General features: G+C 62.3%; 12 protein-coding genes. 4 read left to right on the top strand and 8 right to left on the bottom strand.

The annotated features are described in order from the left end of the window. The first annotated feature begins 2 nt into the window (after window positions 1-2). The 3 genes from FHT69_RS12625 (at window position 3) to pepT (ending at window position 3,218) form a co-directional block, all read left to right on the top strand. Window positions 3-1,061, top strand: coding sequence for an ABC transporter ATP-binding protein (locus FHT69_RS12625; protein ID WP_047612917.1), 1,059 nt, complete (start codon window positions 3-5; stop codon window positions 1,059-1,061). A 70-nt stretch (window positions 1,062-1,131) separates the two neighbouring features. Beyond that, complete coding sequence (locus FHT69_RS12620; protein WP_097622719.1) at window positions 1,132-1,884, top strand: metallophosphoesterase; 753 nt, start codon at window positions 1,132-1,134, stop codon at window positions 1,882-1,884. A gap of 101 nt (window positions 1,885-1,985) precedes the next feature. Continuing rightward, a complete protein-coding gene (pepT, locus tag FHT69_RS12615) occupies window positions 1,986-3,218 on the top strand; it encodes a peptidase T (RefSeq protein ID WP_097622720.1) in 1,233 nt (410 codons plus the stop codon). 125 nt (window positions 3,219-3,343) lie between these two features. Here pepT and FHT69_RS12610 read toward each other — a convergent pair whose 3' ends face one another. The 5 genes from FHT69_RS12610 to FHT69_RS12590 all read right to left on the bottom strand — a co-directional run bounded on the left by FHT69_RS12610 (window position 3,344) and on the right by FHT69_RS12590 (window position 8,243). Then, window positions 3,344-4,186, bottom strand: coding sequence for a cell wall hydrolase (locus FHT69_RS12610; protein ID WP_047614901.1), 843 nt, complete (start codon window positions 4,184-4,186; stop codon window positions 3,344-3,346). Window positions 4,187-4,438: 252 nt separating this feature from the next. Continuing rightward, window positions 4,439-5,479 carry a sulfate/molybdate ABC transporter ATP-binding protein gene (locus FHT69_RS12605; protein ID WP_047612928.1) on the bottom strand — a complete coding sequence of 347 codons (1,041 nt, stop codon included), beginning with the start codon at window positions 5,477-5,479 and terminating at the stop codon, window positions 4,439-4,441. Between the two features lie 10 nt (window positions 5,480-5,489). Beyond that, complete coding sequence (gene cysW / locus FHT69_RS12600; RefSeq protein WP_047612930.1) at window positions 5,490-6,362, bottom strand: sulfate ABC transporter permease subunit CysW; 873 nt, start codon at window positions 6,360-6,362, stop codon at window positions 5,490-5,492. Beyond that, window positions 6,352-7,209 (bottom strand): sulfate ABC transporter permease subunit CysT, encoded by an 858-nt coding sequence (gene cysT, locus FHT69_RS12595; protein ID WP_047612932.1) that lies wholly within the window; start codon window positions 7,207-7,209, stop codon window positions 6,352-6,354. The genes cysW and cysT overlap by 11 nt, the downstream gene beginning before the upstream one ends. Before the next feature lie 8 nt (window positions 7,210-7,217). Beyond that, complete coding sequence (locus FHT69_RS12590) at window positions 7,218-8,243, bottom strand: sulfate ABC transporter substrate-binding protein (RefSeq protein WP_047612933.1); 1,026 nt, start codon at window positions 8,241-8,243, stop codon at window positions 7,218-7,220. A gap of 361 nt (window positions 8,244-8,604) precedes the next feature. Between FHT69_RS12590 and FHT69_RS12585 the strand changes: the two genes are divergently transcribed. Then, window positions 8,605-9,621: a porin gene (locus tag FHT69_RS12585; protein ID WP_028756382.1), complete on the top strand. Its 1,017-nt coding sequence runs from the start codon at window positions 8,605-8,607 to the stop codon at window positions 9,619-9,621. 50 nt (window positions 9,622-9,671) lie between these two features. On the opposite strand, the gene FHT69_RS12580 is transcribed toward FHT69_RS12585, so the two are convergent. From FHT69_RS12580 to FHT69_RS12570, 3 genes are read right to left on the bottom strand one after another with little or no spacing between them, the layout of a single operon-like run. Beyond that, on the bottom strand, window positions 9,672-10,127 hold the full coding sequence (locus tag FHT69_RS12580; protein ID WP_047614905.1) for a PTS sugar transporter subunit IIA: 456 nt from the start codon (window positions 10,125-10,127) through the stop codon (window positions 9,672-9,674). A gap of 56 nt (window positions 10,128-10,183) precedes the next feature. Further along, on the bottom strand, window positions 10,184-10,876 hold the full coding sequence (locus FHT69_RS12575) for a response regulator transcription factor (RefSeq protein ID WP_047614906.1): 693 nt from the start codon (window positions 10,874-10,876) through the stop codon (window positions 10,184-10,186). After that, a complete protein-coding gene (locus tag FHT69_RS12570; RefSeq protein WP_097622721.1) occupies window positions 10,873-13,581 on the bottom strand; it encodes a sensor histidine kinase in 2,709 nt (902 codons plus the stop codon). The genes FHT69_RS12575 and FHT69_RS12570 overlap by 4 nt, the downstream gene beginning before the upstream one ends. Window positions 13,582-13,799 lie beyond the last annotated feature (218 nt).

The raw sequence follows: 13,799 nt of genomic DNA, 5'->3' as shown, positions 1-13,799 counted from the left end.
AAATGGCATCGATCGATATCCGGAATATCCGCAAAGCCTATGGCCACGTGCAGGTGCTGCACGGCGTCGAGCTCGAAATCCAGGATGGCGAATTCGTCGTGCTCGTCGGCCCGTCCGGCTGCGGCAAGTCCACGCTGCTGCGCATGATCGCCGGGCTGGAGGATGTCACATCAGGCGAGATCCGCATCGCCGGCACCAGGGTCAACGAGCTGCATCCCAAGGATCGCGACATCGCCATGGTGTTCCAGTCCTATGCGCTTTATCCGCATATGAACGTCGCCGGCAATATGAGCTATAGCCTCAAGCTCCGGAAGGTGGCGAAGGAGAAAATCACCAGCGCGGTGGCCGCGGCCGCCGCCAAGCTCGGCCTCGATCCGCTGCTCGAACGAAGGCCGAAGGCGCTTTCCGGCGGTCAGCGCCAGCGTGTCGCCATGGGCCGCGCGATCGTGCGTCAGCCGAAGGCTTTCCTGTTCGACGAACCGCTGTCCAATCTCGATGCCCGCCTGCGCGAACAGATGCGCGCCGAGATCAAGAAACTGCATGGCGACCTGAAGGCAACCTCGATCTACGTGACCCACGACCAGATCGAGGCAATGACCCTGGCGGACCGGATCGTCGCCATGCATGGCGGGGTGGTCCAGCAGGTTGGCAGTCCGCTCGAACTCTACGACCGCCCCGCCAATCTCTTCGTTGCTGGCTTCATCGGTTCGCCGGGGATGAACTTCCTCGAGGCCACCTATGATGCCGGCGGCGTGAGGCTGAAGGACGGCACGATCGTGCCGCTTGCAAAGCCTTTGCCGCTTGCCGACGGGGCAAAGGTGACGCTCGGCATCCGGCCGGAGCATGTAGTGATGAGCAACGGCGGCGCGGGCCTTGCCACGGATGTGGAACTCGTCGAACCCACAGGCTTCGGCATCATCCTGCACCTTTCCCTGCATGGCCTGCCGTTCAAGATCTTCACGCTGAACCGCGAAGCGCTGAAGGCCGGCCCGAAGGTCAACGTCGCCTTCCCGGCGCAATATCTGCATGTGTTCGACGACGAGGGAAAACGCGTCGATTGAAAGGTTAAGGCCGGTAGCCCGATGCTGTCGGTTTCGGCATACTGTCTCCGGCAGAGATGGGAGGCACGATATGCTCGTCGCGCAGATATCCGATATCCATGCCAGGCCGGACCTTTCGTCGCTCCAGACGCTGGAGCGAGCAATCGGCTGGCTGAGGATGTTCCGCCCGGATGCGCTTGTTGTCACCGGAGATCTGGTGGACGACGGATGGCGGCAAGGCTATCGCCTGGTCGCCGAATGCCTGCGGTCGCTGGACTGCCCTGTCCACCTGTTGCCGGGCAACGGTGACGATGTGCGATTGATGCGGTCCGAACTTGCCGCCGTTGGCACGTGGATCAACGCGACCGGCCCGATGCACTTCCGGACAGCCGTCGATGGCCTGACTCTCTTCGGGGTCGATCTGACCGTCGCCGGTCAGAGCTACGGCGACGTCCTGCCGCATCTGCCGTGGCTGATGAGCGTGTTTGCCGACGTGACGATGCCCTCCCTTCTGTTCATGCATCAGCCGCCATTTAGGATTGGCATCGAGGCGCTGGACCAGGTCGGATGCAGGAACGGCAGTGCGCTTCTCGGCTGCCTCGAGACGATGCGCAAGCTGCCGCTAGCGATTCTCTGCGGCCATGTCCACCGCCCCGCGTTTGGTCTTTTGGGATCGATCCCTGTCCAGACCTGCGGCTCCCTCTGCCCGCCCAATCCGCTTCTGCTGGAAGGCCGGCCCGATCTTTCGGTGATCGACGCTCCGTCCTTTCTCATGCATGAGGTCAGCGACGGCAGGTTGGTTTCGCACGTGGTCTCGGTTCCGGCATCCGACATGGGCGTATGAAAGGATTGCATGGTCATTCCTCACGTGCCGAGCGGAAAAATCTTTTGCCGCATCGCCCATGAGGGCTATATCGTCCGTGTGATTATGCTGGATTGGATGCTATGACCGACACTGTTCTCGACCGCTTTCTCCGCTATGTCGTCATCGACACGCAATCCGATCCTTCCTCGTCGACGCAGCCGACCACCGCCAAGCAGAAGGACCTCGGACGGGTTCTGGTCGAGGAGCTGCTGAAGATTGGTCTTGCGGACGCACATCTCGACAAACACGGCTATGTCTATGCGACCATCCCGGCCAATAGCGACAAGACGGTTCCGGTCATTTGTTTCTGCTCGCATATGGATACGGCGCCCGATTTCAGCGGCACTGGCGTCAAGCCGCAGATCGTCAGAAATTATGCGGGTGGGGATATCAGGCTTGCCGGCGACACCAGCCGGGTGATCCGCGTCAGCGATCATCCCGAACTGAAGAACCAGATCGGCAACGACATCGTCACCACCGATGGCACGACATTGCTCGGCGCCGACGACAAGGCCGGACTGGCGGAGATCATGGCCGCCGCCCAGATCCTCGTCGACAATCCCGATATCAGGCACGGGACGATCAAGATCCTGTTCACACCAGACGAGGAAGTCGGGCGCGGCGTCAACAAGGTCGACCTGAAGAAGCTCGGCGCCGACTTCGCCTATACGATGGACGGCGAGACATCAGGCCATATCGAGGACGAGACCTTCTCGGCCGATGGCGTCGAGATCGGCATATCCGGCGTGGCGATCCATCCCGGCTTCGCCAAGGACCGCATGGAAAACGCCATCAAGATCGCCGGCGCTATCATCGACCGGCTGCCTAGGGATGTCGCGCCTGAGACCACCGAGGGAAAGCAAGGCTTCATTCATCCCACAGGTGTGACCGGCTCGATGGAGAAGGCGACGCTCAGTCTGATCATCCGCGACTTCACTGACAAGGGGCTGGTGGAAAAGGAAACCACGCTCGAAGCCATCGTCAAGGACGTGATGTCAGCCTATCCGGGCTCGACCTATCGGTTCGAGGTGAAGGAGCAGTATCGCAACATGAAGGTGGTGCTCGACCGTCACCCGGAGATCGTCGACAACGCTGTCGAGGCGGTGCGCCGGGCGGGCATGACGCCGGTGCGCGGCAGCATCCGCGGCGGCACGGATGGCTCGCGCCTTTCCTTCATGGGATTGCCGTGCCCGAACATCTTCGCCGGCGGCCATGCTTTTCACTCGCCGCTCGAATGGGTGAGCCGGCAGGACATGGAAAAGGCCGTTAAGACGATCGTGGAACTGGCGAAGGTCTGGGAAGAGCGCGCCTAAAGCTTCTTGCCTCCAGCGCATCGGCGCGAAAATCGGAATCGATTTTTGAAAGCACGATGCGAGCGGTGAAAGTGTCAGTGCGTCCTTTGTGCGTCCGAAAGGACGCACAGCGCTATGGGCAGTTCTCAAATGGCGGGTTTAGCGACATTCGCCGGCAGGCTTTCGCGCAGCATCACGCTGTCATAGGCCGGGCGGGGAATGGGGATTGCAATCGGCATTCCCGGCTCGGGCTCGATTGACGGTGCCGGCCCCGGAGAAGTCACCGGCGCCGTGATCTGCATCGACGCCGTGCTCGCCGTGGCCATGGGGTCGGGAGCCGGGAGAGGAACGGGAACGGCCGAAGGGATCAGCGCCTCGAATTGCGGCGGCAGCATGCTTTCGCCAGGCACATAATTCATTGCCACCTCGTAGGAGGGCAGCGGCGGCGGCGTTTCAAGCATGCCGTTGGAATCGCGCTTCTCGTAGAAGGCGTTGCCGCCGGCGACCGTCACATAATGCATGTTGTCGTAGGGGAATTTCAGCCCTTCGGTGTGGAAGAACATCGCATCCTTCACCGCAGGATGGCGCGCGCCCTTGATAAGGATCGCATCCGCCGCGCTGGCAAGCTCCGTTTCCGCTTGCGGCTTGACTTCGCGAGTCATCACGCCGGGCGCGAACTGCCTTTTCTGGGCCACGATACCGCAGATGGACGTGGGATAGGCGCCTGAGGTGAGCCTGTTCATGACAACGGTCCCGACGGCCATGTAGCCGTCCTCATCCGAATGCTGCGATTCGAAATACATGGCGCGCTGCAGGCACTCGCGATCCTTGGCCGTGTAATTGAAGGTGACCTTTGCGGTTTGAACCTGCTTCGTCGTGGTCTTCGCCGCCGTTGCCGCCGGTTTCGATGTCGTCGTGCAGCCCGCGGCTGCCAGCCCTACGAACAAAATCCCGATCAGGGATTTTCCAAAGGAAATCTCCGCCCTCAACGCCAGGTGCCTCCTATCGGGATTAGTCCAGCCCTTTATGATTAACGCGCAAAATCTTTTACTCGTCATATGACTGAAATACAAACAACCTTAGATCACAAAAAGCCTGAAGGACTCTCGCCATGTGCGACTTCGGCGATGAGCCCTGATGCCGCCTGCTGCATAATTCCTGAAAATTAAGGAATTATGCAGCAACTCAAAAGGTTACAGCGCCGTTTGCGCGGCCTAAAAAGACGCGCGGAATTATCTCCATCAACTGCGGAACAGCTTCCAGCGGGTCGGCTTGAAGGCCACGCGGTTGCGGTCGAGTCTTTCCGCCTCGCTCGGCGGCAGCTCGATCTCGATATGCGGGCGGTCGTTGCCGATATCGAGTTCGATATGGCGGGTGCCGGCCACGCGGCGGCTGGAGACCGGCTGGCCGGCGATGCAGTTTTCAGCTGATTCGCAGAGCCTGACGTCATGCGGGCGGAAGTAGAGCTGCGCCGCGCCATCCGGTTCGCCCTCGGCATTGAGGCCGAGCGAGCGGCCGTCGAAGCGGATGTCGCCGTCCGATATCTCGACCTGCAGGCAGTTCGACTGGCCGATGAAGCCGAAGACGAAGGGAGAATTCGGATTGTCGTAGACCTGGTCCGGCGTGCCGACCTGTTCGATCGCCCCCTGGCTCATGACGACGACGCGGTCGGCAAGCTCCAGCGCCTCGTCCTGGTCGTGGGTGACGAAGACGGTGGTGTGTCCGGTGCGGTCGTGGATCTCGCGCAGCCACTTGCGCAGGTCCTTGCGCACCTGGGCGTCGAGCGCGCCGAAGGGTTCGTCGAGCAGCAGCACGTTCGGCTCGACGGCCATGGCGCGGGCCAGCGCCACGCGCTGGCGCTGGCCGCCGGAAAGCTGGGCCGGATAGCGTTTCTCAAGGCCGGAAAGCTGCACGAGTTCGAGCAGTTCCAGCGCCCGCCGGCGGATGTCGGCCTTCGGCGGTCGCCGCGCACCGCTTCTGACCTTCAGGCCGAAGGAGACGTTTTCGAGCACCGTCATGTAGCGGAACAGAGCGTAATGCTGGAAGACGAAGCCGATATTGCGCTGCTGCACCGATTTCTTCGAGGCATCTTCGTCGCCGAAGAAGATCAGTCCCTCGGTCGGGCTTTCCAGGCCGGCGATCAGGCGCAGCAATGTCGTCTTGCCGGAGCCCGAAGGGCCGAGCAGTGCGATCAGCTCGCCGGAGCGGATGTCGAGCGAGACATCGTGCAGCGCCGGAAAACGATCGAATTCCTTGCGAATGTTTTGAACGCGTACTTCCATTCCAAATCCTTCAGTGCCGCCGGCTGGCGGCGATTTCAGCGCTATAGCGCATTTCCAGCAGCGTCTTCAAAACAAGAGTCACGAGCGCGAGCAAGGCCAAAAGCGTGGCGACGGCAAAAGCACCGGTGAAATTATACTCGTTGTAGAGAATCTCCACCTGCAGCGGCATGGTGTTCGTCTGGCCGCGGATGTGGCCCGACACCACCGAGACGGCGCCGAATTCGCCCATGGCGCGGGCGTTGCAGAGCAGCACGCCGTAGAGCAGGCCCCATTTGATATTCGGTAGCGTCACGTACCAGAAGGTCTGCCAGCCGCTGGCGCCGAGCGAAAGAGCTGCCTCCTCGTCGGCAGTTCCCTGTTCCTGCATCAACGGGATCAGTTCGCGGGCGACGAAGGGGAAGGTGACGAACATCGTCGCGAGGATCAATCCCGGCACCGCAAATAGGATCTTGATGTCGTGCGCGCTGAACCACTGGCCAAGCCAGGTGCTGGAGCCGAACAGCAGAACGAAGACCAGACCCGATATGACGGGCGACACCGAGAAGGGCAGGTCGATCAGCGTCGTCAGGAAGGCCTTGCCCTTGAACTCGAACTTGGCGATCGCCCAGGCGGCGGCAACCCCGAAGATGAGGTTGAGCGGCACGCTGACGCCGGCAACGATCAGCGTCAGGCGAATCGCCGAGAAGGTCTCGGTATCGGCGAGCGCCTGGAAGAAGGGGGCAGGCCCCTTGCGGAAGGCCTCGACGAAGACGGCTGCAAGCGGCAGAAGCAGGATCAGCAGCAGGAAGATCAGCGAGATGGCGATCAGGGTGAAGCGCGCGATCCTGTTTTCGGTGGTCACCGAACGCAGCTTCGCGGGTTGAACGGTCGCATCAAGCGCCATAGCCGTACCTCCGCCTGCTCCAGCTCTGGATGAGGTTGATGACGAGCAGCATGGCGAACGAGATCACCAGCATGATTGCCGCAATGCCGGTCGCTGCCGCGTAATTATACTCTTCGAGTTTGATGATGATCAGCAGCGGCGCGATCTCCGATTTGAACGGCAGGTTGCCGGCGATGAAGATCACCGAGCCGTATTCGCCGACGCCGCGGGCAAAGGCGAGCGCGAAGCCGGTGAGCACGGCAGGCGCCAGCCCCGGCAGCAACACGCGGAAAATCGTCTGGAAGCGGTTGGCGCCGAGCGTTGCTGCGGCTTCCTCCACTTCCTTGTCGATTTCCTCCATGACCGGCTGCACGGTGCGCACCACGAAGGGCAGGCCGACGAAGATCAGCGCCACGACGATGCCGGCCGGCGTAAAGGCGATCTTGATACCGAGCGGCGTCAGAAACTGGCCGACCCAGCCATTCGGCGCATAGAGCGCCGCCAATGCGATGCCGGCGACGGCGGTCGGCAGCGCGAAGGGCAGGTCGACCATGGCATCGATGACGCGCTTGCCGGGGAAACGGTAGCGCACCAGCACCCAGGCAAGGATGATGCCAAAGATGGCGTTGATGGTCGCGGCGATGAAGGCGCTGCCGAAGCTGATGCGCAGCGCGTTCAATATGCGCTGATCGAACGCGATCGACCAGAATTGCTCCCAGCCGAGGGCGCTCGACCGGACGGCAAGGCCCGAGAGCGGGATGAGGATCAGAAGGGTGAGCCAGGTCAAGGTAAGGCCGAGCGCCATTCCGAAACCCGGAATGACGCTCGGCCGCTTGAACCGCCACCGCGTGGGGCTATGTGCTTTCATGAAGTCTATTATTGGGCCGGCTTGTAGATTTGGTCAAATACGCCGCCGTCGCCGAAGAATTTCGGCTGTGCGTCCTTCCAGCCGCCGAAGTCGTCGATGGTCGCCAGCGTCAGCTTCGGGAAGCGGGCGATGTCGGCCGGATCGGCGGCTTCAGGCTTGATCGGCCGGTAGAAGTGCTTGGCGGCGATCTTCTGGCCTTCGTCCGAATAGAGGTAGTTGAGATAGGCTTCGGCGACCTTGCGCGTGCCCTTCTTGTCGACATTGCCGTCGACGACGGCGACCGGCGGGTCGGCGCGGATGGAGAAGGCCGGCGTTACGATCTCGAACTGGTCGGGACCGAGCTCTTCAAGCGAAAGATAGGCTTCGTTTTCCCAGGCGAGCAGCACGTCGCCGAGGCCGCGCTGGACGAAGGTGGTCGTCGCGCCGCGGGCGCCGGTATCGAGAACCGGAACGTGCTGTAGCAGTTTCGTCACATATTCCTGCGCCTTGGCGTCGTCGCCGCCATTCGCCTGCTTGGCCCATGCCCAGGCGGCCAGGAAGTTCCAGCGGGCGCCGCCCGAGGTCTTCGGGTTCGGGGTGATGACCTGCACGTCGTCCTTGATCAGGTCGCCCCAATCCTTGATGCCCTTCGGGTTGCCCTTGCGGACCAGGAAGACGATCGTCGACGTATAGGGCGTTGAATTGTTGGGCAGTTTGGACTTCCAGTCGGCCGGGATCTTGCCGGTCTTCTTGGCGATGGCGTCGATATCGCCTTCGAGGGCCAGGGTGACCACGTCTGCGTCGAGGCCGTCGATGACGGAGCGGGCCTGCGCGCCGGAGCCGCCATGCGATGCCTGGATCGTCACGGTTTCACCGGTGTCCTTCTGCCACTTGGCGGCAAAGGCGGCGTTGAAATCCTTATACAATTCGCGGGTCGGATCGTAGGAAACGTTAAGAAGCGTCTGATCCGCGAATGCAGGAGCGATGCTCCCGATTGCGAAGCTGCCTGCCATGACCGCGGCTGCGATGAGCCGGGTGAGCCGTTGTGTCTGCATTGGGGAACCCTCCGTGTTTGTGCCTAAACACTATCAAGTCAGTCGTATAATGAAACGAAGGTTCTTCCGGTTCCGGCACTGCCGTTAGAATGTCATTCCATTTAAGGGGCAATTTGGAAATGGACGTGCCGAAGTTGGCCGCGGCCAATGGGGTCAGCTACGGCCGTGCGGCAGGACCGTGTTTTTTTCGCCACAGTTCCTCCACGAAAACGACATGGTCCGGCAGATTTTTGCCTGGATTTTGCCGCGATGACACTTGCGGATTCCTATATGGCCTCCGTGCGGTCGTATTCACCGGCCGCTACGCGGGGGCAACCCTTGAAGTGCGCCTCGCATTCCAAACCTGTTAGGGCCATTCAAAATGAATATCAGAACTATGCTTTTTGCCTCCGTTGCCGCCCTTGCCGCGGCCTCCGGAGCCCGCGCAGCCGACGCCATCGTGGCGGCGGAACCCGAGCCCGTGGAATATGTTCGCGTTTGCGACGCCTATGGGACCGGCTATTTTTATATTCCGGGGACGGAAACATGCCTTTCGATCGGCGGTTACATCCGTACCGAAGTGCGCTTCGGTGACGACATAGCCGGCGATTCCGACGTAAACTTCTGGACTCGCGGTCAGGTCACCTTCCAGGCCAAGAACGACACCGAGTACGGTACGCTCACCGGCGTCATCACCCTGCGTTACAATGTCGACAATGCCTCCGACCAGGAAGCTTTGCTTGACGAAGGTTATCTCGACATCGCCGGCTTCCGCGTCGGTAAGCTGTACAGCTGGTGGGATGACGACATGAGCGGCGAGACCGATACGCTCGCCAGCAACGAGACGACCCATAACTCGATCCGTTATCAGTACGAGTCCGGCGCTTTCGCGGCCGGCATCTCGGTCGACGAGCTGGAAGACGACTACGCCACCAAGCCGGGCGAAGGCCCGAACAACTTCGGTGTCGCAGGCCAGGTCTCCTACAAGGCCGGCGCCATCAGCGCCTACCTGCTTGCCGGTTATGACACCGACACCAGCGAAGTCGCTGTCCGCGGCATCGTCTATGCCGATATCGGCCCTGGCACGCTCGGCATTGCCGGCGTATGGGCGAGCGGCGCCAACTACTACTACGAAGAGTCCGAATGGACGATCGCAGCAGAATACGCCCTGAAGATCAACGACAAGTGGTCGGTCACCCCCGGCTTCCAGTACTTCGAAAACATCGCTCTCGAAGCTGACGGCAATGGCTTCACCGGCGGCAGCGCCTACACCACAGGTGTCACGATCGACTACCAGATTGTCGAAGACCTGCGTTCGAAGCTCAGCGTGCAATATCACGATGAGGACGAAGGCGACGACGAAGTGTTCGGCTTCCTGCGCTTCCAGCGCGACTTCTAAAATCGTCTGATTGCAGACAAATGGGGCGCGACCTTCGGGCCGCGCCTTTTTCACACCCGGGAATCGGCGATGAAATCGGAATAGAATTCGTCGACCGTCCTTGCCTTGCGCATGGCGGCAAGCACGCCGTCCGATTGCAGCCGCCTGGCGATGGCGGACAGCACGTTCAAATATTCGCCGCGATTGTTTTCCCCGAAGAGCAGCACGACGGCGATGTCCGTCGCAATATCGTCGATCGCTTCGAAATCCAGCGGCTGGGCGAAGCGGAGGAGAAGGCCGCGCGGGCTGGTCATGCCGTCGATCGCCGCATGGGGAATGGCGATGCCGTTGCCGATGCCGGTGGAGCCGAGCTTTTCACGCGCTTCGAGCGCCTTCAGGATGGCCTGGCCGTCGATGGAAAAAGCCTTTGCCGCCTTGTCCGCGATGGTCTGCAGCGCACGCCATTTGGTCGGCGCCGACACGCCGATGAAGGTGTGTTCCGGCCGGATGATGTTGGGAAGATTCATGTCATTCTCAATGCTGTTCGGCTCAATACTGTTCGGGCAGCGGGAGGCAGGGGAGGTCAATCCGGTTCCCTGAGCCGGTAGCCGACGCCGGTCTCGGTGGTGATATAGTGCGGCTGGTCGGGAATCTGCTCGACCTTTTGCCGCAGCTGCCGGACGTAGACGCGCAGATACTGCACATCCGCCGCCGGCCCCCATACCTGTTTCAGAAGAAACTGGTGTGTCAGCACCTTGCCAGCATGCTGGGCGAGCACGCGCAGAATGTCGTATTCCTTCGGCGACAATTTTATTTCGTTGCCGTCGACCTTGACGATGCGCTTGACGAGATCGATCGACAGGCCGCCGGTCTGGAAGATCGCCTTTTCGCCCTGCTGCTGCAGGCGGTGGCGCAACGCCACACGGATGCGGGCGCCGAGCTCGTTGATGCCGAAGGGCTTGGTGACGTAATCGTCGGCGCCGCTTTCCAGCGCCTTGACGATACCGGCCTCGTCGGTGCGGCTGGACAGGATCACGACGGGCATGGAAAGCCCTTCGTCGCGCCACTCCTGTAAGAGGTCGTGGCCTGGTTTGTCGGGCAGGCCGAGGTCGAGCACGATGAGGTCGGGCATGTCGTCGGCGACCGACTGCCGGGCGGCGCTGGCGTTCGGCGCTTCCTGCACCTCGTAACCCTGCGCGGTCAGGCCGACGCGGAGCAGCTTGCGGATTGGAGGCTCGTCGTCGACGACGAGGATTTTGACGGCTGAACCGGTCATCTGAGTTCGTCCAGTTTCGGAATGTCGTTGGGTTTCGGCAGGCGGATGGTGAACACCGCGCCCGGACGGCCCGTCCGGTTGCCGGCGGTGATCGTGCCGCCCATCGCCTCGATGAAGCCGCGGCAGATGGAAAGGCCAAGCCCGGTGCCGGCGCGCACCTGATCGCCTTTGCGCACGCGGTAGAAGGTATCGAAGACCCGGGTGAGATCGGCCGGCGGGATGCCGGGGCCTTCGTCCGAAACCTGGATGACGACGTTGTCGGCATCGGCCCAGCCCTCGATGTGGATCACCGATCCCTCGGGCGCGTATTTCGCGGCATTGTCGAGCAGGTTGAAGATCACCTGCTCGAACAGGACGGGATCGACGCGCACCATCGGCAGGTCGGCGGGAATGCTCATCTCGGTCTTGTGGCCGTCGAGGATCTTGGCGGCACGGCGCAGCGCGCTGCCGATGATATCGCCGGCATAATGCAGCGCATGGTTCGGCTCCATCGCACCGGATTCGATCTTGGTCATGTCGAGCAGGTTGGCGATGAAGCGGTTGAGGCGCTCGGATTCGTCGACGACGGTCGACAGCAGGTCGCTGCGGTCCTCCTCCGGCATCGAGGCGAAATAGTCGCGCAGCGTGCCGGCGGCGCCGAGGATGGCGGCAAGCGGTGTCTTCAGATCGTGCGAGATCGAGGTCAGCAAAGCCGAGCGCAGCCGGTCGGCTTCGGCCGCAAGTCTTGCCCGGTCGACATCGGCGACGAGCTGGACGCGTTCGATGGCAAGGGCTGCCTGGTCGGCCAGCGCATCGAGCAGCCGCTGCTGCTCCGGCGTCAGCAGCGGACCATCGCGGCGGTCGCTGTCGAGGCCGATGACGCCGACGGCGGCGCGCCCGGTTCGGAGCGGCACGTAGAGGCGCTTGGCGCCGGGCAGGGTATCGGCGCCGCGGCCGGCGGCGTGATTGTGCTCCCAGGCCCAGCGGGCGGCGGCGATGTCGGCATCGTCGAGCGTGTCGTCGGGCGGATAACCGGCCTTGACGGCGATCGTGCCTTCTTCCGGCAGCAGCAGCACGACGCGGACCTTCAGCATCGAGGCAAGCTGGAAGGCGGTCGCCCAGAGCACGTCGTCGAGCGTACCGGTGCCGGCGAGTTTCTTGGAAAAGAGATAGAGATCCTCCGTCGTGCGCGCCCGCTGGCGCGCGGACGCCGCCTGGCGCTGCACGGTGGCGGTCAGATTGCTGGCGATGATGGCGACGCCCAGGAAGAAGAACAGGGCCAGCACGCTTTCCGGATCGCTGATCGTCAGCGTGTAGCGCGGCGGCAGGAAGAAGAAGTTGAAGGATAAAGCGCTGAGGATGCAGCTGTAAAGCGCCGGCCGCAGTCCATGGAGGACGGCGGAGGTCAGCACCGCCATCAGGAAGACGAGGGCGAGGTTGCGCACGTCGAGCACCTGGTCGAGCACGACGCTGACGCCGAGCGCGATGGCGACATAACCGGTCGCCAGCAGGTAGGCCCTGAAATCCAGTTCCGGCGCCGTGGCGGCCGCCCTGACGCCGCGCGCGGTGGTGCCGTCCTTCTCATTGCCTGAAATGACATGGACGCTGATCTCGCCGGTCTTGCGGATCAGTTCGTCGGTGATCGAGCGATGCCACCAATCGCGCCATGTCGGCTTCTTCGGGGCGCCGATGACGATATGGGTAACGTTGTTGGTGGTGGCGTGGCGGACGAGCTCTTCGGCGACTTCGCGGCCGGGAAGGGTGATCGCTTCACCACCGAGCTGCTCGGCAAGACGCAGCGTGGATGCAACGGTATCGCGCTCGGCCTCGGTGAGATTGATCGAGCGGTTGGTCTCGATATAGACGGCAGCCCAGGGCGCGCGCAGCCGCGAGGCCATGCGGGCGGCGTAGCGTACCAGCGAGGCGGAGCGCGGATGGTGGTCGATCGAGACGAGGACGCGTTCGCCCGCCGCCCAGGGGCCTGATATGGCATGGGCCTGCATGTGCGTGAGCAGCTGGTCGTCGACGCGCTGGGCGGTCTTGCGCAGCGCCAGTTCCCTGAGCGCCGTCAGATTGCCGGGCGTGAAATAATTGGTCAGCGCCCGCTCGGCGGTGCGCGGCATATAGACCTTGCCGTCATGCAGGCGCTTGATCAGATCATCCGGCGTCAAGTCGATGATCTCGACGTCGTCGGCAAGGTCGATGATCGAGTCCGGCACCGTCTCGCGCACGCGGATGCGGGTGATCTGCGAGACGACGTCGTTCAGGCTCTCGACATGCTGGATGTTCAGCGTCGTATAGACGTCGATGCCGCGATCGAGCAATTCCTTGACGTCGAGGTAACGCTTCGGATGGCGGCTGCCCTCTGCATTGGTATGGGCGAGTTCGTCGACCAGCACGAGATCGGGCCGGCGGGCGAGGATACCGTCGAGATCCATTTCCTCGAGCGGCCGGCCCTTGTAGCTGATTTCGACGCGGGGAATGATCTCGAAACCGGCGACGAGCGCTTCGGTCTCCTTGCGACCGTGGGTCTCGACGACGCCGATGACGACATCGAGACCGTCGGCGATCTTGGCCCGGCCGGAGTTCAGCATCTCGTAAGTCTTGCCGACGCCGGGCGCGGCACCCAGAAAAATCTTCAGACGGCCACGCGACTCCGCCCTGGCTTTTTCGAGAAGCGCATCGGGCGAGGGCCTGCCGGCCTGGTCGCGATTGTCGTCTGGCATGTAGTTCGGTCTTTCTGCAGATGGCCACCGAGAATGCGTTACGTCTCCGTATCCCTCGTCAACTCAGTTTAGCCGAGGTGCCGGCATGGTTTGGCTCAGCAGGCGGATGGCATTCCTGACACAAATGTCTGCGCCGTAAGTGGTGCGTTACGCCCGCCCCATCCTCCGTCATGCTCGGTCTTGAGCCGAGCATCCACAGCCGCATCCACCGTTAGCTG

This window comes from Rhizobium sp. BK008 (genome assembly GCF_014197345.1).
GTDB lineage: Bacteria > Pseudomonadota > Alphaproteobacteria > Rhizobiales > Rhizobiaceae > Rhizobium > Rhizobium anhuiense.
Note: the sequence above shows the minus strand (reverse complement) of the source record. Positions and strands in the feature narration are given on the sequence as shown.